Below are 21,097 nucleotides of genomic sequence, written 5' to 3' on the forward strand. Positions count from 1 at the left end.
GGATCGAACCAACACTGCGGCCATCATTCCTTGACGACTCCCGGCCGGCCCAGCCGGGATTGCCGTGACCTCCCCCCAGGCCCTCACTGCAGGTACGGCGCCGGCGTGGGTGGCCGCCGGCGCGATGGAGTGGCTTACCAGCCGAAGCCGGCACCGACGCCGACCGAACTGTCGTCACTGCTGAAGGCGCCGCCGAAGGTGACCGTGGCGCGATCGCTGATCGCACGCTGGTAACCCAGCGACAACGCCGACTCGCCACCCTGGAAACCGATGCCGACGCCGACACGGTTCTGGGTGCGGATACCGGCGGCACTGGTAGCCATGTTGAGCATCGCTGCGCTCATCGCGCCCTGGCGATCGATGCGGCGGTCCATGTGGCGCAGGCGTCCGTCGATCTCGCCCTTGAACACATCGAAGCTGTCGGCAACGGCCTGGACGCGACTGTCGGTGTAGCTGTTCGCCGTCGCCATGCCACGATCCAGCTGGCCCTTGTTGACGGCGTCGGTGGCGGTGGTGCCCGCGGCGACGTTGGTGACCTGGCGTTCGTTGCCTTCGCTGCCCACCGAGACCGTGTTGGCACGATCGGCAACCGAGCCCTGGCCCAGCGCCACGGCATTTGCCGCCGTGGCACTGGCGCCCTGGCCGATGGCCGTGGACGAAGCGCCGCTGGCTACCGCGCCATCGCCCATGGCCACGGCGTTGAAGCCGGTGGCCGGGGTGCCGACCGGAATGCCCGCCCCCGCCGCGGCCACCGTCGGCGTGCCCTGCACGCGTGCGGTACTGGCCGGTGCGGCATCGGCCGTTGCCGGTGCGTCGGCCACGCTGGCCTGCGGGCTTTCATCCAGCGAAGCACTCATTGCGCGCAGGCTGGACGCGCCTGCACGCGTGCCACCGGCAGTACGACGGTCAATCTCACTGACCTTGCGGTCCAGCGCGCCCAGCGCATCGCCGACATTGCTGTAGGTGGCGCCCTGGATCACGTAGTTCGGCGCCACGAACACACCCTGCATGCCGACGCTGGCACCACCGCCGAGGAAGCTGGCGGCATCACTGAGCGACTGGAACAGCTGCCCGCCATTGATCGCCTGGCGGCTGCCGGCGGCGATGTTGCCCGCGCCGACGTTGTCGATGGTGGTGCCCTGGAAGCCGGACAGGGTCAGGCGGTCACGGCTGGCGTCGTCATAGCCGACGGCGCTGGCCGCCGTGGTCTCGACCGTGGCGATGCGCGAGTCAAAATCACCGACACGGGTTTCCACGGCGCCCACGCGCTGGTTGGTGACGTTGAGCTGCGAGCCGGTGACCGCGTCGCTGCTGCCGGCGGCGATGCGGCCGTCGGCCACATTGACGATGCGGCGCGCGGCCGGGCCATCGGTGCCGTTGCCACCACCGACCGACACCACGTTGGCATCGAGCGCACGCGAGCCCGCACCCAGTGCCACCGAGTTCGCACCGGACGCGCCGGCACTGTTGCCCAGTGCAAGCGCACCGTTGCCGATGGCCATCGCATTGGCACCCAGCGCATTGCTGCGTGCGCCGCTGGCACTGGCGGCCGAACCGATCGCTGCGGCATCGCTGCCGCTGGCACTGGCGGTACCCGCGCCGCTGGCCTTGACGTAGCGTGCGGTGCCATCGGCGGTCGCCGCGACCGCATCGAGCTGGCCACGATTGACTGCATCGGTGCGCTCGGTACCGGCGGCGACACGGGTGATCTGACGATCACTGCTGGCACTGCCGACCGACACGGTGTTGGCACGATCAGCCACCGAGCCTGCGCCCAGTGCGATGCTGCCGGCCGCCGAAGCGTTGGCACTGACACCCACCGCGGTAGCGTTCGCACCGGTGGCCTTGCTGCCGTAGCCCACCGCAGTACCCAGTCGACCACTGGCTTCGGCGTAGCTGCCCAGCGCCGAGGCACCATCGGCCGAGGCAGTGGCGCGGAAACCGCTGGCCTGCGACTGCGTGCCGCTGGCCGTGGCCTGCGCGCCGCTGGCGGTGCTGTAGGCGCCCTTGGCCTGCGCGCCGGCGCCGGTAGCGCTTGCACCGAGTTCACTGGCGCTGGCAGCGCTGCCCACGGCCACGCTGTCGACACCACTGGCCTGTGCGTTGGTACCCAGTGCCGCCGCGTTGCTGCCGGTCGCCAGGGCATCGGCGCCTACCGCCGTGGCGTTGGCGGCCATCGCGTTGGCGCCACTGCCCAGCGCGGTGGCACCGTTGCCGATGGCGTTGGACGCGTTGCCGGCGGCCAAGGCGTTGTCACCGTCCACCAGGGCACCGGCCTCGCCATCGGCGTTGCCGCTGGCCTGGAACTGGCGGCTGGTCTTGTCGGCGACGCTGGCAACGGCATCCAGCTGGCCCTTGTTCACCGCGTCGGTGGCTTCGGTACCGGCTGCCACATGGGTCACCTGGCGTTCGCCACCGGCCTTGCCGACGGCCACGGTATTGTCACGGTCGGCCTTGGAGCCGGCACCGAGGGCGACACTGTTGCTGCCGTTGGCGGTGGCGTTGGCGCCCAGGGCCGTGGCATTGCTGCCGGCGGCCCACGAGTTCCAGCCGATTGCCGTGGCGTAGTCTTCGGTCGCCCATGCGCCGGCGCCGAACGCCGCCGCACCGGTGCCACTGGCACGCGACGGGATCAGGCCGAAGAAGGTGCTGCCACCGATGGCCACGCTCTCCTCGCCGCTGGCCTCGCTGGACTGACCCACCGCCACGGCACCGGTACCGGCTGCAGCAGCACCGAAGCCGACGGCGGTCGTGTTGGCCCCACTGGCCGCCGAGCCGTAGCCCAATGCGGTGCCGAGGCGTCCACTGGCCTCGGCATAGCCACCGACGGCAGTGGTGCCATCGGCAGAGGCGGCACTACGGAAGCCGCTGGCCAGTGCCTGTGTGCCGCTGGCGTTGGATTCGGTGCCGGTTGCCGTGCTGTACGCACCACTGGCCTGTGCACGCGCACCGACCGCGCTGGCGCCGAGCTCGCTGGCACTGGCACCGGTGCCGAGCGCAAGGCTGTCTTCACCGCTGGCCTGCGCTGTGCTGCCCAGCGCCGCCGCGTTGTTGCCGGTGGCCAATGCATCCATGCCCACGGCCGTGGCGTTGGCCGCCAGCGCGTTGGCACCGCTGCCCAGCGCGGTGGCACCGTTGCCGATGGCGTTGGCCGCATCGCCGGCCGCCAGCGCGTTGTCGCCCTCGACCAGTGCCCCTGTTTCGCCATCGGCGTTGCCGCTGGCCTGGAACTGCCTGCTGGTCTTTTCCGCTGCGGCGGCTACGGCGTCGAGCTGGTTCTTGTTGACCGCATCATTGCCCTGCGTGCCATCAGCCACGTTGGTGATCTGGCGGGTGTTGCCACCGCCGCCGACCGACACGGTGTTGTCGCGGTCGGCGATCGAATCGGCACCCAGCGCCACGCTGTTGGCAGCGCGCGATTCGGCGGCGTTGCCCAGCGCGGTGCTGTTGATGCCACCGGACCAGGCGCCGCCACCGACGGCGGTGGAGTAGTTGCCCGATGCTTCGGTGGCCAGCACGCCGAACAGCGATCCGCCGACGGCGACGCTGTTGGTGCCGGTGGCCAGGCTGCCCTGGCCAGTCGCGGTGCTGTAGGCACCGGAGGCTTCCGAATCACCGCCCAGCGCCACGCTGTTGGAGCCGGAGGCATTGGCGAAGTTGCCGAAGGCCGTGGCATTGAAGGCCGAGGCCTGTGCATAGCCACCGATGGCGGTGCTGTAGCCGCCGGTCGCCTCGGCACCGATGCCGAACGCTGCCGACGCGGTGCCACTGGCGACACTCTCGCTGCCGACCGCGGTGGCGCCGCTGCCACTGGCATTGCTGAAGTACCCCACTGCCACTGCCTCCTCGCCGGAGGCTTCGGACAGCACGCCGGTCGCGGTGCTGCCAGCACCGCTGGCGATGCTGGCCGCACCGAACGCCGCACTCTGCTCGCCACTGGCCTCGCTTTCCGCACCCTGCGCGGTTGCGTATTCAGCGGTCGCCTGTGCATTTGCACCGACCGCGCTGGCGTTGGCGGCGCTGGCCAGGGCGTTGACGCCCAGTGCCTGCGCATTGCTGGCCAGCGCGTTGGCGCCACTGCCGAGTGCGGTGGCCCCGTTGCCGATGGCGTTGGCCGCATCACCGGCGGCCAGCGCGTTGTCACCGTCCACCAGTGCACCGGCCACATCACCGCCGTTGCCGCTGGCCTGGAAGAAGCGGCTGGTGGTGGCTGCCGCGCCCGCCACGGCATCCAGCTGCGCCTTGTTCACCGCGTCGGTGGCCTGGGTACCGGCGGCGACGTTGGTCACCTGGCGTTCGTTGCCGGTGCTGCCGACCGAAACGCTGCGGGCGCGGTTGGCGACCGAGCCGGCGCCCAGTGCGACGGCGTTGCTGGCGCTGGCGTTGCTGCCGGCACCGAGCGCGATCGCGCTTTCACCACCGGCCACCGTGTTGGTGCCGATGGCGATGCTGTTGAGGCTGTTGCCCAGCGCCTGGAAGCCCAGCGCCACGCTGTTGTCGCCATAACCGAATGCGCCGCGACCGACGGCGGTGGAGCTGGTGCCGTTGGCCCAGCTGTTGTAACCGATGGAGGTCGCACCACTGCCACTGGCCCAGGCCGCGTTGCCGAATGCCGAGGCATTGGTGGCCGTTGCCCAGGCGCCGGAACCGAACGCACTCGCCCCGCTTGCGGTAGCCCAGCTGTAGCCACCGACGGCGGTGCTGTCGTCACTGCTGGCGAAGGCGCTGTCGCCAACCGCAACCGCGTAGCTGCCGGTCGCACGCGACTTGCCGCCGGCCGCGAAGCTGTTGTCTCCGCTGGCCCTGGCGGCGTTGCCGAACGCACTGCTGGCAGCGCCGGTCGCCTGCGCACCACTGCCGACCGCCGTGGCGTCGGCAACGGCAGTGGTGCCGACCTGCTGTGCTGTACCGTCGGCACCGATGATCGGCTGGTTGTACTCGTCGTAGGCCTGGCCGAGGCCACCGATGGCAACACCGCCATTGCCGGTGGCGTTGCTGTTGCGCCCCACCGCCACGGCGTCGTCACCGATGGCCGAGGCCGCTGCGCCCTGTGCAATCGCGCCAGCGCCGATCGCATTGCTCGACGAACCCGCCGCAACCGCACCTTCGCCCTCGGCCAATGCACCGGCATCGCTGCCTGCTTCCGGCTGGGCCTGGAAGAAGCGCGCGGTGCTGTCGGCGGTGCTGGCCACCGCGTCGAGCTGCGCCTTGTTCACTGCATCGGTGGCTTCACTGCCCGCGGCGACGCTGGTGATCTGCCGTTCGTTGCCGGCACTGCCCACGGCCACGCTGTTGGCACGCACCGCTTCGGAGTTGGCGCCGAGCGCAACGCTGTTGGCACCGCGTGCGGTGGCGTAGTAGCCCACGGCGGTGCTCTGCGCGCCGCTGGCCCAGGTCTGCGCGCCGAGCGCGCTGGCGTTCTCGCCCGGAGCGTAGGCGAAGTAGCCGACCGCAGTCGCTTCGGCGCCGGACGCTTCGGTCAGGCTGCCGTTGGCCACCGCGCGATCACCGCTGGCGATGGCGCCGGCGCCGACGGCGGTCGACGCTTCGCCGCTGGCCTGGGTCTGCACGAAGAAGCCCAGGCCTGGAATCAGATCGGCCGGGCCGCCGATGGCCACGCTACTGGTGCCGGTGGCGTTGCTCTGCGTACCCAGCGCGGTGGAGTAATCACCGATGGCATTGGCAACCGCACCGAACGCGGACGACTGCGCGCCGGCGGCATATGCGCCAACGCCATAGGACGACGCGGCGAAACCACCGGCCTCGGCACTCGCACCCACCGCAGTACCCCCGACACCGGCACTGGTGGCGCCGGTTTCCACCGGCACGCCGCCACTGGTGATCAGCGGATTGCCATCGGCATCCACCGCAGCACCACCGACGGCGACACTGCCTGGGCCGTTGGCCTGCGCGTTGTTGCCGAACGCGGCACTGTTCTGGCCCGAGGCCAGCGCGTTGTTGCCAACGGCGGTGGCGTTCTGCGCGACGGCGGTCGCACCGGCGCCCACGGCCGTCGCACCCTTGCCGATCGCATTGGCGGCCTCGCCAGCCGCCAGCGCCTCGTCGCCCTCGGCCAATGCACCCGCATCACTGTTGCTGCTGCCGGTGGCCTGGAAACGCTTGGCGGTGGCATCGGCCACGGCGGCGACGCCCTTCAACTGGCCGACGTTGACCGCGTCGGTATCTTCAGTACCCGCAGCGACGCTGGTGATCTGCCGGGTCAGGCCGTAGTCGGCGGCGCCGACCGACACGGTGTCGACACGGTCGGCCAGCGAGCCGGCGCCCAGCGCCACGCTGCCGGTGGCGACCGCCGCCGAGTTGGACCCCAGCGCGGTGCTGTACTCACCCACGGCAGTGCTGAACGCCCCCACCGCGATCGATGCTTCATTGGCGGCAGTGGCGCCGCGGCCCAGTGCGGTGCTGCCCGGGCCCATCGCCACGGCACCACCGCCGACGGCCGTCGCGCCATCGGCAGTGGCTTCGGACAACGCACCGAGTGCGGTGGCCGCGCCGTTCTCGCTGGCTGCGTACGCGCTGGCGCCGACGGCCGTATCGCCAAGCCCGAACGCGGCCGCGCTCTGCCCGACCACCACGCTGGCATCGCCGATGGCCAGGGCGCCCTGGCCGAAGGCACTGGCGCCGAGACCGGCGGCAATGGCCTGGGTCCCGATGGCGGTGGTGGCGTTGGCCAGCGCCTGTGCACCGGCGCCGGCCGCGACTGCGCCCTGCCCCTCGATCTTCGCCGCGTCGCTGTCATCGCCTGCGCCGTCGGCCTTGAAATAGCGGTTTCCATCGGCGGCGACATCAGCCAGCGCGGCCTGCGTGGCGCGCGCCTGCGCGTCCAGCTGCGCCTTGTTCACCGCATCGGTGCCCTGCGTACCAGCAGCCACGTTGGTGAGCTGGCGCTCCTTGCCAGCATCGCCGATGGACACGGTATTGGCCCGCGTGGCCTTGGAGCCAGCGCCCAGCGCCACGCTGTTGGCGGCGCTGGCATTGCTGTTGCTGCCGATCGCCACCGCGTTGCTGCCCTTGGCCGTGGCCGAGCCTTCGATCAGGCACTTTTCCAGCAGCTTGCCGCTGAATGCAACGCAGGTGGCGCTGCCGCCGATCTGCACCGACTGTGCCGTCGCGCTGCCGCTCATGCCCAACCCCAATACCAGGCCCAGTGCCACCGCCAGCAGTGCGGGCGTGGCCTGTGTCGCATCGCGGCGCTGGTCGACGACCCCGCCACTGCTGCTGTCGGAGGAGGCCAGTTCCGAGGCCACCACCAATTGACCCAGTGCTTTGTTCCAGACCTTGCGATAAATCCGATTCATCGGTACGGCTCCTGATTGGACTGGTTTTGGGCAAAGCAACGCCACCGCTGGGCTTTCCGGCCCAACGTCCCCTGGGGGCGTTTATTCGCGTGATTTACTGCGGGGTATTGCCGAACGGCGCGCAGCGACAGAAAACCGAGCGCGTGCGCCAACCGGTTACTGCGAAATGAATGATTCTGAAACGGGGTTCAAGTGTTAACGGCAACTTTGCAGATCGTCAAGACTTTGACACGACAAATCCTATTGCCGTGAAGCAGTTCACTATTTCACGTGTTTATAAAGGCATTTTGTTAGACATACGTGACGAACTGCTGGCGCATGAAAACGGATGTAACTAGCGGCCAGATCAGCAATTTCACGCACACAAAGAAAAACCCGCCGACAAAGCGGCGGGTTTTTCCATACGCGGTGGCATTGCGGCCTGCGCGGAACGATGCGATCAGCCGCACCACACCCGCGCGTTGCGGAACATGCGCATCCACGGCGAATCACCCTGCCATTCAGCCGGTGCCCAGCTCAGGTTGAGCGCGCGCGGGGTGCGCTCCGGGTGCGGCATCATGATGGTGACGCGGCCGTCGGTGCTGGTCAGGCCGGTGATGCCGTCCGGCGAACCGTTCGGGTTCAGCGGGTACTGGCTGGCGACGTTGCCATGGCCATCGATGTAGCGCAGCGAGACGCGGGCGGCAGCCTGGTCGACGGCGTTGTCGAACACGGCCTGGCCTTCGCCGTGCGCCACCGCTACCGGCAGGCGCGAGCCGGCCATGCCACGCAGCAGGATCGACGGCGATTCCACCACTTCCAGCAGCGCGGTGCGGGCTTCGAACTGCTCGCTGGCATTGCGGCGGAACTGCGGCCAGTGCCCGGCACCCGGGATGATGTTCTTCAGCTGGCTCATCATCTGGCAGCCGTTGCACACGCCCAGCGCGAAGCTGTCTTCGCGCGCGAAGAACGCGGCGAAGGCATCACGCAGCGCACTGCGCTCCAGGATCGAGGTGGCCCAGCCACGGCCGGCACCGAGCACATCGCCGTAGCTGAAGCCGCCGCAGGCGACCAGGCCGGTGAAATCCTGCAGCGCCACGCGGCCTTCGATCAGGTCGCTCATGTGCACGTCGAAGGCGCGGAAGCCGGCACGTTCGAAGGCGTTGGCCATTTCGATCTGGCCGTTGACGCCCTGCTCGCGCAGCACCGCCACGCGCGGACGCGCACCGGTGCTGATGAACGGTGCCGCCACATCCTCGTTCAGGTCGAAGCTGAGCTTGGGCTTCAGGCCCGGTGCGTTGAAGGCACGGGCGACCTCGCGCTCGGCATCGGCGTTGGCCGGGTTGTCGCGGCGCTTCTGCATCGCGTGGGTGACCGACCACCAGGCGTCGAACAGTGCGTCCCAACGCCATTCGGCCAGGTTCTCGCCACCCAGCGACACGCGCACCACCGGCGCGGTGGTCGGCTTGGCGATGCGCTGTGCGCATTCGGTCAGTGCGTGGCGTTCGACCAGGTCGGCGAACGCAGCGCGGTCTTCGCGCGCGATCTGCACCACCGCACCCAGTTCTTCATTGAACAGGCTGCGGAACGGATCATCGCCCCAGGCATCGAGGGTGATGTCCAGGCCAAGGCGCGAAGTAAAGGCCATTTCGCACAGCGCGGCGAAGGCACCACCGTCGCTGCGGTCGTGGTAGGCCAGCAGCAGGCCAGACTGGCGCGCATCGCGGATCAGCTCGAAGAAGCCACGCAGGCGCTGCGGATCGTCCAGGTCCGGAGCGGCACCGGCGAAGGCCGGCAGATCGCCATGGTCGGCGTGCACCTGGGCCAGGATCGAACCGCCCAGGCGCTGCTTGCCGGCACCCAGGCCGATCAGCCACAGCTCGCTGTCCACGTCGCGGTCGAGCAGCGGGGTCAGCTGCTGGCGCACGTCGGCGACCGGCGCGAACGCCGAGATCACCAGCGACACCGGCGACACGCTCTTGTGCGCTTCGCCCTGGTCGTGCCACTGCGCCTGCATCGACAGCGAGTCCTTGCCCACCGGGATGCTGATGTCCAGCTGCGGGCACAGTTCCATGCCCACCGCCTTCACCGCGTCGTACAGCAGTGCGTCTTCGCCCGGATGGCCGGCCGCGGCCATCCAGTTCGCCGACAGCTTGATTTCATCCAGCGCATCGACCGGGGCCGCACACAGGTTGGTCAGCGCTTCGCCCACCGCCATGCGTGCCGACGCAGCGGCGTCGAGCAGGGCCAGCGGGGTGCGCTCGCCGATCGACATCGCTTCGCCGGCCACGCCATCGAAGTCGGCCAGGGTGATCGCCACGTCAGCCACCGGCAGCTGCCACGGGCCGACCATCTGCTCACGCGCGGTCAGGCCACCGACGCTGCGGTCACCGATGGTGACCAGGAAGTTCTTCGAGGCGACGGTCGGGTGCGCGAGTACGCGCAGGCCGGCTTCCTGCAGGTCCAGGCCGCCGGTCTTCAGCGCCGGCCAGCGCGGTGCCGGCGGGTGCGCGGTGTCGCGGTGCATCTTCGGCGGCTTGCCGAACAGCACGTCCATCGGCAGGTCGATCGGCGCATCGGCCGGGGTGTGGCCCGGCACGGCACCGTAGGCCACCACCAGGTGCTCCTCGGCGGTGGCCACGCCAACGGCAGCGAACGGGCAGCGCTCGCGGGCGCACAGCGCGGCGAACTCGGCCAGGCGCTCCTGGGCCACGCCCAGCACGTAGCGCTCCTGCGACTCGTTGCACCACAGCTGCATCGGCGACAGCGACGGATCATCGGTGGGCACCTTGCCCAGGTCGATGACACCGCCGACCTTGGAGTCGTGCAGCAGTTCGGGGATGGCATTGGACAGGCCACCGGCACCGACGTCGTGGAAGAACTTGATCGGGTTGTTGGCGCCCATCGCCACGCAGCGGTCGATGACCTCCTGGCAGCGGCGCTCCATTTCCGGGTTGTCGCGCTGCACGCTGGCAAAGTCCAGGTCCTCGGCGCTCTCGCCGGAGGCCACCGAACTGGCTGCGCCGCCGCCCAGGCCGATCAGCATCGCCGGCCCGCCGAGCACGATGACCGCATCACCGGCCTGCAGCGGGATCTTGTCGACCTGCACGCGATCGATCGCGCCGAGGCCGCCGGCCAGCATGATCGGCTTGTCGTATGCACGCACCAGATCGGCGCCTTCGGGCAGCTCGAAGCTGCGGAAGTAGCCGAGCAGGTTCGGGCGGCCGAATTCGTTGTTGAACGCGGCGCCGCCGAGCGGGCCGTCGGTCATGATTTCCAGCGCCGGCGCCATGCGCGGGTTCAGCGCGCGCGGCGCTTCCCACGGCTGCGGCAGCTCGGGGATGCGCAGGTGCGAGACCGAGAAGCCGGTCAGGCCCGCCTTCGGCTTGCCGCCACGGCCGGTCGCGCCCTCATCGCGGATCTCGCCACCGGCACCGGTCGAGGCACCCGGGAACGGCGCGATCGCGGTCGGATGGTTGTGCGTTTCCACCTTGATCTGGAACGCGCTGGGCACCTGCGGCTCGCGGCGGTATTCGCCACTGGCCGGATCGGGGCGATAGCGCGAGGCCGGATGGCCTTCGATCACCGCGGCATTGTCGCTGTACGCGCTGAGCGTGTGCTGCGGAGTCTGCTGGTGGGTGTTCTTGATCATCCGGAACAGCGAGCGGTCCTGCTCCTGGCCGTCGATGGTCCAGCTGGCGTTGAAGATCTTGTGGCGGCAGTGCTCGGAATTGGCCTGCGCGAACATCATCAGTTCCACGTCCGACGGCGACCGGCCCAGCGCAGTGAAACGCTCGCGCAGGTAGTCGATCTCGTCCTGGGCCATGGCCAGGCCGAGGCGCTGGTTGGCGGCCTCCAGCTGGTCTACCGGCACGCGCTCCAGTTCACCCCGGGCCGGTGCCGAGAACAGCGCCTGGCCCTGTTCCACGGTCTCCAGCACCGACTGCGTCATCGGGTCGTGCAGCGCCTTGACCAGCGCCTGCTGGGCGGCGGCATCGGCCGGCCAGCCCTGCACGTCGATGCGCAGGCCACGCTCGACCCGGCTGACCGACTGGCCGGCACCGCGGACCAGTTCGGTGGCCTTGCTCGACCACGGCGACAGCGTGCCCAGGCGCGGCACCACGATGCGGCTGACCGCGCCGTCGGCCACGGCTTCGGCCTGCGGCGCCGCTTCGAGGATGCGGCACAGGGTGGTCAGGTCGGGGGCGGCGCTGCCTTCGGGCTGCACGAAGTAGACGTGCCAGGCACCGCTGATGCGCAGGGAGGGAGCGATGGACTGCAGGCGGGATTCAAGACGTTCGCGGCGGAACGGCGACAGGGCGGGCGCGCCCTCGAGGACCATCATGTCCGGGGAACCGTAGTTGGGAAACGGGCCCGACATTGTACCGGAAGCGGGGGGATGGGCTTTGGCCGGGCGGCGCCCGGCACCCGCCGAGGCCAGGGCAACGGCAACGGCAATGGCAACGGCAATGGCCCAAGCAAAAGCTGGGTTCCCGTGGGACGGCGGGGTGGTGGGGGCCAGCAGGACACGCCGTAAACCCGTCCATGGGGGCTCGATGGCGCCATCCATGGCGCCAACGGTCCTGCTGGCCCCCACCACCCCGCCCCCGACAGTTTCCCGCGATGTGCGGTGGATCCACGCCATGCGTGGAGGCTCTGCGGTAGTGCCGGCCGCTGGCCGGCAACCAGGGAACATCAGAAATCAGGCATTGGAGAGCGCAGCGACCGGCTTCTGCTTTTGATTTCGATTTTTTGTTCTGTCTTTCGTGGCTGGCTGCGCAGGAACCTGTCAGAGGCCGGGTGGGTGGGGTCAGTCGGGGTGTCCGCGGCATGGATGCCGCGGCCAAGCCCCCCAGGGACGGGTTCACGGCGTCCCCGCCTGACCCCACCCACCCGGCCAAACCCATGAATTCGCGCCCGACCAGCCACGAGGGGCTCCGCCGATGGCCGCCGACCGCGCGCAGCGCCGCTCTCCGCCCGAATCCCGGAACCATGCGCTTGCTCACGGATTGACCACGCGATTGATGACAACGTTGTCCCCACCTGGCGCCGGACTCTCTCCCCGGCCCCCCAGGTACCCCGTCCGCCCCCTCCGTCGCCTTCCCAGGCGACGCCCGGACCTGCGTCACGCGCGGCGCCATCGGGGCCCGCGCGCCCTTTGATCGGAGACTTACCCATGTACGACCCGATTGTGCGCAGTGCCGAACGTTCGACCCGAAGCTGTCGTCCCCGCCACCTGGCCTGGCTGCTTGCCCTGGCCGCCGGTACCGCCGCCCTGCCCGGCCTGGCGCAGGCTGCCAGCTGTGCCGGCGTGGCCCAGTGGGACCAGGCCAGGATCTACCGGGCCGGCGATACCCTGCAGAAAGGAGGCGTCCTCTATCGGGCGAACCAGGACATCTGGAACGCGCCGCCGGACCATCCGGCCGGTGCGCCCTACTACACCAACCTTGGTGCCTGCGATGGCAGCGGCAGCAACCAGCCGCCGGTGGTCAGCCTGACCTCGCCGGCCAACGGCGCCACCTTCAGCGCCGGCAGCACGGTCAACGTGACCGCTACCGCCAGTGACCCGGACGGCAGCGTCGCCAAGGTCGAGTTCTTCCGCGACGGCAGCTCGCTGGGCGTGGCCACCGGTGCGCCGTATGCGGCCAGCTGGGCCAATGCCAGCGCCGGCAGCCACACCCTGCGTGCGGTCGCGACCGACAACAACAACGCCACCACCAGCACCCCGACCATCACCATCACCGTCAACGCCGCCGGTGGCGACACCACCGCACCGAGCGTGCCGGGCGGGCTGGCGGTCGGCACCCGTACCGCCAACAGCATCGCGCTCAGCTGGAGCCCGTCCACCGACAACACCGGCGGCAGTGGCCTGGCTGGCTATGACGTGTACCGCAACGGCAGCCTGGTCGGTTCGCCGTCCAGCGCCAGCTATGTGGATGGCGGGCTGACCGCATCGACCACCTACCGTTACCGCGTGCGGGCGCGCGACAACGCCGGCAACACGTCGGCGCAGGGCACCGAAATCAGCGCCACCACGCTGGCCGGTGACGGCGGCACCACCGGCAAGCGGGTCATCGGTTACTTCACCCAGTGGGGCATCTACGGCCGCAACTACCGGGTCAAGAACATCGACAGCAGCGGCTCGGCCGCACGCCTGACCCACATCAACTACGCGTTCGGCAACGTGCGCAACAACCGATGCGAAGTCGGCATCACCCAGCCGTCGGATCCGAACAGCGGTGCCGGTGGCGATGCTTTCGCCGACTACACCAAGGCCTTCAGTGCCGCCGAGAGTGTCAGCGGCAGCGCTGATACCTGGGACCAGCCGCTGCGCGGCAACTGGAACCAGCTCAAGCAGCTCAAGGCCAAATACCCGGGCATGAAGGTGCTGATCTCGCTGGGTGGCTGGACCTGGTCGCGCGGCTTCTCCAGCGCAGCGCGCCCGGAAAACCGCCAGGCCTTCGTCGCCTCGTGCATCGACGCCTACATCAAGGGCAACCTGCCGGTGACCGACGGTGCCGGCGGTGCCGGTGCCGCGCTGGGCGTGTTCGACGGCATCGACATCGACTGGGAATACCCGGTGGCCTGTGGCATCGAATGCGGCAAGCCGGAAGACAACGCCAACTTCACCGCGCTGATGGCCGAGTTCCGCCGCCAACTCGATGCGGTGCGTCCGGGCCTGTTGCTGACGGTGGCGGTGGGTGCCGGCATCGACAAGATCCGTGTCACCGATCCGGCCGCATACCACCCGTACCTGGACTACATCAACGTGATGACCTACGACTTCCACGGCGCGTGGGATGCGAAGACCAATCACCAGTCGGCGCTGTTCGATTCGCCGAATGATCCGTCCACCGGCGACCAGAAGCTGTACAACAGCAACGACGCCATCGAGGCCTTCATCAGCCGCGGCGTGCCCGCCGCCAAGCTCAACCTGGGCATTGGCTACTACGGGCGTGGCTGGACGGGTGTGGCCAACGCCAACAACGGCCTGTACCAGACCGCGACCGGCGCCGCCCCGGGTACGTATGAAGCCGGCATCGAGGACTGGAAGGTGCTGAAGAACCTGGCGTGGCCGGGCTACACCGACAACACCGCCGGTGCCACCTGGATCTACAACGGCAGCACACTGTGGAGCTTCGACACCCCGGCCAACATCAACCGCAAGATGGGTTACGTGAAGACCCAGGGCCTGGGCGGCGCGTTCGTCTGGGAGTTCAGCGGTGACGATGCGCAGGGCACGCTGACCAAGGCGGTCAGTGATGGCCTGAAGTAAGCAAAAAGCCGGGGATGCGACACGCATCCCCGGCTTCCTGCCTGTAGAGCCGAGCCCATGCTCGGCTGCTGTTTCCGCAGCCGAGCATGGGCTCGGCTCTACAGGAAAAGACCAGCGACGATCAGCGCTTGGCCGACAGCTTCTCCAGCGCGGCACGCAGCTGCGCCGGCGGCAGGTAGCCGCCCAGCTGGGTGCCATCCGGCGCGAAGATCGCCGGCGTTCCATTCACGCCCAGCTGCTGGCCCAGCGCGTACTGCATCGCCACCGGGTTGGTGCAGTTCCTGGCCGGCACGCTGCCACCGCGCTTGGCGTTGGTCAGGGCCTGGCGACGATCCGCTGCACACCAGACCGAGATCATGTCGGTGTAGTCCTTGCTGCCCAGGCCCATGCGCGGAAACGCCAGGTACTCGACGGTGATGCCGTTGCGGTTGAGTTCGGCGATGTCCTGGTGCAGCTTGCGGCAGTAACCACACTCGATGTCGGTGAACACGCTGATGGTGTACTTGGCGTTCGGCGCGGCGAACACGATGCGATCGCCGTGGTTGGCCTTGGCCAGCAGGCCGCGGCGGTAACCAAGCAGGCCCTCGCTGTTGGCCGGGCCCTTGGCGCGGGTGTCGTAAGGCTGCGACTGGAACAGGTAGCGGCCGTCATCGGACACGTACAGCAGCTGGCCGGAAACGACGACCTCGCGGAAGCCGGGGAACGGCGCGGCACCGATGTAATCGACCTGGAAACCCGGATTGAGCGCGGTCAACGCGGCACGTACCGCCTGGTCGGCCGGCGCGTTGGCGGCCGGGCTGGCCTTGGCCGCAGCGGCAGCAGGCGCCTTGGCGGCCGGCGGAGCCGGCTGGGCGCAGGCGGTCAGGCTGAGCGCACCGAACACGGCGGCGATGGCAAATCGGAGCATGGAGCGATCCGCAGCAGAAGAAGACCCCGGATTCTGACACAGCCGCCGGTACCGGGCCGCGACGCCCGGCACGGCCCCGGGCAGCGATTCAGCCCGGCGCTCAGCCGCGCGGATGGTGGCGGGCGTGCAGCTTCTGCAGATGCTCGCGCGCTACCAGGGTGTAGATCTGGGTGGTCGACAAGGAACTGTGGCCGAGCAGCATCTGCAGCGCGCGCAGGTCGGCACCGCGGTTGAGCAGATGGGTGGCGAAGCTGTGGCGCAAGCCATGCGGGCTGATCCGCGCCGCGTCGATGCCGGCCACCTGCGCGTGGCGCTTGACCAGGTGCCAGAACGCCTGCCGGGTCAGCGCATGCAACGTCGGCTCGATGAACAACGGGGTCTGACCATCCGCCAGGGCATGCACCTTGCCCTTGCCGACCAGCAGCGGGCGCGACTGCTGCAGGTAACGCTCCAGCCAGTGCTGCGATTCCTCGCCCAGCGGCACCAGCCGTTCCTTGCTGCCCTTGCCGGTGACCCGCAACACGCCCTGGCGCAGGTTGACCGCCGTGGCCGGCAGCAGCACCAGCTCGCTCACGCGCAGGCCGGCGGCATACATCAGTTCCAGCATGGCGCGGTCGCGCAGGCCCAGCGGGCTGTCGATGTCCGGTGCCGCCAGCAGCGCATCGATCTGGCTCTCGGCCAGCGCCTTGGGCAACAGCCGCGGCAGCTTCGGGGGGTCGAGCAGCGCACTGGGGTCTTCGCTGCGTTCGCCACGGCGCACGCCATCGGCGAAGAACGCCCGCAGCGCTGACAGCAGGCGCGCGTTGCTGCGCGGCGACCAGCCGTGGCGGGTGCGCCAGGCCAGGTAGTCGAACAGCCCGGGACGTTCGATGCCGGCCAGGCCACCGTCGCGTCCATCCATCCAGCGCGCCAGCCCTTCCAGGTCGCGCCGGTAGCTGTCCAGGGTGGCGCGGGCCAGGCCGTTCTCGGCCCAGATCGCATCGAGGAAGCGCTGGATGCGCACACTGTCGTCGGCGCGCAGCTCGGGCAGCTGCTGGACCAGCTGGCGGCGTTCGGCGGGGGTGGAAACAAGGGCCATGCATGCAGGATACGAGGGCCACTGCGGGCACGGCCAGCTTTGCGTATGCTCGGCGCATGTCCCGCCCTGCCACCGACACGGCCCCTGCGGCCGCTACTGAAACGCCCCGTCCGCGCGCGCTGCTGCCCTGGCGCATGCTGGCGATGGTCTACGACGCGCTGCCGGTGCTGGCGCTGTGGATGCTGGCCGGCACGCTGTTCACCCTCGCCTACACCTTCAGCGGCCACGCGCAGCGCGAGAACATCGCACCGTTCAGCGCTTGGCAGTGGCTGCTGTGGGCGGTGTGCTGGGCGATCACGGGGTGGTATGCCACGGCCAGCTGGCGCCGCGGCGGGCAGACGCTGGGCATGCGGCCGTGGCGGCTGAAACTGCAGTCGCGCGATGGCACGCCGTTGCGGCGCGGCCAGCTGTGGCTGCGCTTCGCGGTGGGGACGCTGTCGCTGCTGCTGGGCGGTCTGGGATTCTGGTGGGCCTGGGTCGACCGCCAACGCCTGACCTGGCACGACCGCGCCAGCGGCACCCGCCTGGTGCGCATGCCCAAGCGGTGATGCACGATCTGTAGAGCTGAGCCCATGCTCGGCTGGCAGGCGGTGCGCAAAAAGCAGCCGAGCATGGGCTCGGCTCTACAGAATCCAGCACGCTGGGCCGGGATGCTGGTGGTCGTGGCACGGATGCCGAAGCGGTGGATTGCCCCGGTAGCGCCGGGCATGGCCCCGCGCTACCAGAATCAGCCCGACTTGCGCCGGAACAACAGTCCGGACACGGCAAGCATCACGATCGGCGGCAGCGCATAGGCAATGCGGTAATCGAACTTCAGCGCACCGGCCATGCGGCCGAAGAACAGCTGCAGCAGCCAGAAGCCCAGTGCAAACAGGATGCCCAGGAACAGGCGCTTGCCCATGCCGCCGCTACGCAGCGACCCGAACGCGAACGGCACCGCGGCCAGGCACAGCGCCAGCACGTTCACCGGGTAGAACCAGCGGCTCCAGTACACATCCTCGAAATCGCGCGCATCCAGCCCGTTGCGCTGGCGATAGGCAATGCTGGTACTCAGCTCGGCCACGCTGAGGTTTCGCGGCTTGGCGATGCCGGTGGCCAGCGCCGCCGGATCCAGCTTCGAGTTCCACGGCTCACGCGCCACTTCCTGGCGGGTGGCCGAGCGCTCGCCGAAGGTGTCGCGACGCACCCCGGTCAGCACCCAACCGTCCTTGTCGTGCTCGGCGGTGGCGGCATGGGTCAACGAGGCGATATTGCCGTCTTCGGCGATCCGGTACAGGCGCACGTCACGCAGGATCAGCCGCGTGCCCTTGTCGCCCACCAGCTGTTCCTCGCCGCTCTGGGCGTTGAGGAAGGTGTCGCCTTCGCGTGCCCATAGGCCGGAGTAGCGGGTGGTGGAGATGTCCCGCCCCCACTTGGCACTGGCCTTCAATGCATCGGCACGGTCCTGCCCCCACGGGCCCAGCGTCTCGGCGCTGAGCACCATCACTGCGGTCAGCAGCGACAACGCGATCGCCACCGACACGCTCAGGCGCTTGCGCGACAGGCCCAGCGCACGCAGGGCGGTCAGCTCCGAGGTCGCGGCCAGCTGGCCCAGACCCATCAGCGCGCCGATCACCGCGGCGGTCGGGAACATCGTGTAGGCGCGGCGCGGCACCGTGTACAGCACCCAGGCGGCGGCATGGCCCAGGGTGTAGCCGTTCTTGCCGATGTCCTTGAACTCGCCGGAGAACGCCATCACCACGTCCAGGCCGACCAGCACCGCCCAGGTCAGCAGCACCGTGGTGAACACCGACTGGCCCAGGTACAGATCGAAACGCATCGGGCGCAGCCTCATGCGCGGGCTCCCTTCGAGCGGCCCAGACGGCCATCACGTGCATACATCCAGATTGCCAGCGCCAGCAGCGGCACGGTCAACCACCACAGGCCGAGCACGGCCGGAATCTTGCCGTTGGCGATCCAGCCACTGCCGATGAACATCAGGTTGGTGCCCACCATGTAGGCCATCAGGGCCAGCATCATGCGGCCGTAGCGCTGCTGGCGCGGCGAGCTGCGGCCCAGCGGCACGGTCAGCAGGGCGAAGGCCAGCGCGATCAGCGGCGGTGCCAGGCGGCGGTGCAACTGCGCCTGCGCCTGCGGGCGCTCATCGCCGATCAGCTGCAGGGTCGGCATCAGTTCCGGGTCGTCCTCGGTGCGGGTCTGTGCACCGTCGGGCAGGGCCACGTCGTTGCGGGCAAAGGTCGCCAGCCGGTAATCCAGCGCGCCGGCCACCGGGCCTTCCACCTGGTGGCCGTCATCCAGCTCCAGGAAGCGCTGGCGGGTGCCCTCGAAGAACATGCGGCCACCATTGGCGGACACCACTTCCAGGCGGTCATCCTTCTGGCGCTGCAGGAACACCTTGCCCAGCTGGGTGCCATCGGGCGAGATCGAGGACAGGTACACCACGCCGCCATTGGGCAGCGGGGTGAAGCGGCCCGGCTCCAGGCCGGCCATCAGCACGCTGCGGTTGGCCTCGATGATCATCTGCTCGGCCATCCGGCCGGCCCACGGGCCCAGCCACAGCGAGCAGGCGCCGACCAGCAGCACCACCGGCACCACCAGCATCAGCAGTGGCCGCAGCAGCCGCTTGGGCCCCACGCCAATGGCGGTGATGACCGCCATCTCCGAGTCGCGGTAGAGCCGGGCCACGGCCAGCAGCAGGCCCAGCATCAGCGCCAGCGGCAGGATCAGCGGCAGGTAGGCGATGAACTGCAGGCCCAGCTGGGAGAACAGCAGCTTGGCCGGCAGGCGTCCGTCGGCGATGTTGCCGAGGATGTCCACCAGCACGCCGCCCACGCTGACCACCAGCAGGACGATCAGGGTAGCCAGGAAACTCTGGACGAAATCGCCCAGCAGGTATCGGTCGAGCTTCAGCATGGGGCGGTGGTTTAAACTCTGGGGTTCGTTCGCGGTGCCGCCCAGTCTACTGTCTGGGCGTAAACGGCCTGCGATTGTACGGACTCGCCAATGGAATCTGCTCAATGGCCCTCGAATTCACCCTGAACCACGTTGCTCCGGCCGCCGCCACCGTTGATTGCCTGGTGGTCGGCGCGTATGCCGACCATACCCTGACCCCGGCCGCGCAGGCCCTGGACGCCGCCAGCGGTGGCCGCCTGGCCGCCCTGGCCCAGCGTGGCGACCTGTCCGGCAAGACCGGCGCGACCACCCTGCTGCACGACCTGCCGGGCGTGACCGCGCCGCGCGTGCTGGTGGTCGGCCTCGGCGACGCCGCCCGCTTCGGCGTGCCGCAGTACCTGAAGGCCGTGGGCGACGCGGTGCGCGCGCTGAAGGCCGGCGCCGCCCGCAGCGCGCTGTTCACCCTGTCCGAAGTGGCCATCAAGGACCGCGACGCGGCCTGGGCGATCCGCCAGGCAGTGATCGCCGCCGATCACGCCGCCTACCGCTACACCGCCACCCTGGGCAAGAAGAAGGCCGACGATGCCGGCCTGGCCCAGCTGGCCGTGGCCGGTGACGACGCCCAGGCCCTGGCCCAGGGCCAGGCCATCGCCGCCGGTGTCGAGTTCGCCCGCGAGCTGGGCAACCTGCCGCCGAACTATTGCACCCCGGCCTATCTGGCCGACGTGGGCGTGAAGTTCGCCGGCGAGCACGAGGGTGCCGAAGCCGAGATCCTCGACGAGCACCAGATGGAAGCGCTGGGCATGGGCTCGCTGCTGGCCGTGGCCCGCGGTTCGGCCAACCGCCCGCGCCTGGTCGTGCTGAAGTGGAACAATGGCGGCGACGCCAAGCCCTACGTGCTGGTCGGCAAGGGCATCACCTTCGATACCGGTGGCGTCAACCTGAAGACCCAGGGCGGCATCGAAGAGATGAAGTACGACATGTGCGGCGGCGCCAACGTCATCGGCACCTTCGTCGCGGCGGTCAAGGCCAAGCTGCCGCTGAACCTGGTGGTGGTGGTGCCGGCGGTGGAAAACGCCATCGACGGCAACGCCTACCGTCCTTCCGACGTGATCACCTCGATGTCGGGCAAGACCATCGAAGTCGGCAACACCGACGCCGAAGGCCGCCTGATCCTGTGCGACGCGCTGACCTACGCACAGCGCTTCGAGCCGGCCGCGCTGGTCGACGTCGCCACCCTGACCGGTGCCTGCATGGTCGCCCTGGGCCACCAGACCGCCGGCCTGATGAGCAAGCACGACGACCTGGCCAACGAGCTGCTGGCCGCCGGCGAGCACGTGTTCGACCGCGCCTGGCGCCTGCCGCTGTGGGACGAGTACCAGCCGATGCTGGATTCGACCTTCGCCGACGTCTACAACATCGGCGGCCGCTGGGCCGGCGCGATCACCGCCGGCTGCTTCCTGTCGCGCTTCACCGAAGGCCAGCGCTGGGCCCACCTGGACATCGCCGGCGTCGCCAGCGATGAAGGCAAGCGTGGCATGGCCACCGGCCGCCCGGTCGGCCTGCTGAGCCAGTGGCTGCTGGACCAGGTCGCCCGCGCCTGATGCCGTACCCGACCCTGGCCGGCAGACGCCGGCCGGGGCCTCGCC

The 21,097-nt window shown here is 69.4% G+C and carries 10 protein-coding genes; 3 read left to right on the top strand and 7 right to left on the bottom strand.

The genetic code is table 11. The features are described from left to right. Nucleotides 1–134: 134 nt before the first annotated feature. The 3 genes from VG556_RS15670 to purL all read right to left on the bottom strand — a co-directional run bounded on the left by VG556_RS15670 (nt 135) and on the right by purL (nt 11,640). On the bottom strand, nt 135–7,316 hold the full coding sequence (locus tag VG556_RS15670; protein ID WP_100449326.1) for an ESPR-type extended signal peptide-containing protein: 7,182 nt from the start codon (nt 7,314–7,316) through the stop codon (nt 135–137). Between the two features lie 290 nt (nt 7,317–7,606). Next, on the bottom strand, nt 7,607–7,798 hold the full coding sequence (locus tag VG556_RS15675; protein WP_141098899.1) for a hypothetical protein: 192 nt from the start codon (nt 7,796–7,798) through the stop codon (nt 7,607–7,609). Beyond that, the gene (gene purL, locus VG556_RS15680) at nt 7,756–11,640 is read right to left on the bottom strand and encodes a phosphoribosylformylglycinamidine synthase (RefSeq protein ID WP_099476194.1); all 3,885 of its coding nucleotides are present in this window, start codon (nt 11,638–11,640) and stop codon (nt 7,756–7,758) included. Before purL ends, VG556_RS15675 begins: the two co-directional genes overlap by 43 nt. An 831-nt stretch (nt 11,641–12,471) precedes the next feature. On the opposite strand from purL, the gene VG556_RS15685 reads away from it, so the two are divergent. Next, nucleotides 12,472–14,571 (top strand): glycosyl hydrolase family 18 protein, encoded by a 2,100-nt coding sequence (locus VG556_RS15685; protein ID WP_100449325.1) that lies wholly within the window; start codon nt 12,472–12,474, stop codon nt 14,569–14,571. A 121-nt stretch (nt 14,572–14,692) separates the two neighbouring features. Here VG556_RS15685 and VG556_RS15690 read toward each other — a convergent pair whose 3' ends face one another. Together VG556_RS15690 and xerD are read right to left on the bottom strand one after the other, a co-directional pair. Next, entirely contained in the window at nt 14,693–15,478 is a 786-nt protein-coding gene (locus tag VG556_RS15690; RefSeq protein ID WP_014645882.1) for a thioredoxin fold domain-containing protein, read from the bottom strand. 100 nt (nt 15,479–15,578) lie between these two features. Next, nucleotides 15,579–16,556 (bottom strand): site-specific tyrosine recombinase XerD, encoded by a 978-nt coding sequence (xerD, locus tag VG556_RS15695; protein ID WP_053495973.1) that lies wholly within the window; start codon nt 16,554–16,556, stop codon nt 15,579–15,581. A gap of 56 nt (nt 16,557–16,612) precedes the next feature. Here xerD and VG556_RS15700 point away from each other — a divergent pair, with 56 nt between their 5' ends. Further along, on the top strand, nt 16,613–17,104 hold the full coding sequence (locus VG556_RS15700) for an RDD family protein (RefSeq protein ID WP_100449377.1): 492 nt from the start codon (nt 16,613–16,615) through the stop codon (nt 17,102–17,104). A gap of 179 nt (nt 17,105–17,283) precedes the next feature. On the opposite strand, the gene lptG is transcribed toward VG556_RS15700, so the two are convergent. Both lptG and lptF read right to left on the bottom strand, forming a co-directional pair. Then, nucleotides 17,284–18,390 (bottom strand): LPS export ABC transporter permease LptG, encoded by a 1,107-nt coding sequence (gene lptG / locus VG556_RS15705; protein ID WP_032962258.1) that lies wholly within the window; start codon nt 18,388–18,390, stop codon nt 17,284–17,286. Then, nucleotides 18,387–19,469 carry an LPS export ABC transporter permease LptF gene (gene lptF / locus VG556_RS15710; RefSeq protein WP_100449324.1) on the bottom strand — a complete coding sequence of 361 codons (1,083 nt, stop codon included), beginning with the start codon at nt 19,467–19,469 and terminating at the stop codon, nt 18,387–18,389. The genes lptG and lptF overlap by 4 nt, the downstream gene beginning before the upstream one ends. Before the next feature lie 104 nt (nt 19,470–19,573). Here lptF and VG556_RS15715 point away from each other — a divergent pair, with 104 nt between their 5' ends. Next, nucleotides 19,574–21,052: a leucyl aminopeptidase gene (locus VG556_RS15715; RefSeq protein WP_046428424.1), complete on the top strand. Its 1,479-nt coding sequence runs from the start codon at nt 19,574–19,576 to the stop codon at nt 21,050–21,052. The last annotated feature ends 45 nt before the right edge of the window (nt 21,053–21,097 follow it).

The organism is Stenotrophomonas sp. CASM106 (assembly GCF_049384825.1).
GTDB lineage: Bacteria > Pseudomonadota > Gammaproteobacteria > Xanthomonadales > Xanthomonadaceae > Stenotrophomonas > Stenotrophomonas muris.

What these genes read in the sequence shown, in the direction of transcription:
- VG556_RS15690 (WP_014645882.1), bottom strand. Translation starts at nt 15,478, where the DNA reads ATGCTCCGATTTGCCATCGCCGCCGTGTTCGGTGCGCTCAGCCTGACC.
- VG556_RS15715 (WP_046428424.1), top strand. Translation starts at nt 19,574, where the DNA reads ATGGCCCTCGAATTCACCCTGAACCACGTTGCTCCGGCCGCCGCCACC.
- purL (WP_099476194.1), bottom strand. Translation starts at nt 11,640, where the DNA reads ATGATGGTCCTCGAGGGCGCGCCCGCCCTGTCGCCGTTCCGCCGCGAA.
- lptG (WP_032962258.1), bottom strand. Translation starts at nt 18,390, where the DNA reads ATGAGGCTGCGCCCGATGCGTTTCGATCTGTACCTGGGCCAGTCGGTG.
- VG556_RS15685 (WP_100449325.1), top strand. Translation starts at nt 12,472, where the DNA reads ATGTACGACCCGATTGTGCGCAGTGCCGAACGTTCGACCCGAAGCTGT.
- xerD (WP_053495973.1), bottom strand. Translation starts at nt 16,556, where the DNA reads ATGGCCCTTGTTTCCACCCCCGCCGAACGCCGCCAGCTGGTCCAGCAG.
- lptF (WP_100449324.1), bottom strand. Translation starts at nt 19,469, where the DNA reads ATGCTGAAGCTCGACCGATACCTGCTGGGCGATTTCGTCCAGAGTTTC.
- VG556_RS15700 (WP_100449377.1), top strand. Translation starts at nt 16,613, where the DNA reads ATGTCCCGCCCTGCCACCGACACGGCCCCTGCGGCCGCTACTGAAACG.
- VG556_RS15670 (WP_100449326.1), bottom strand. Translation starts at nt 7,316, where the DNA reads ATGAATCGGATTTATCGCAAGGTCTGGAACAAAGCACTGGGTCAATTG.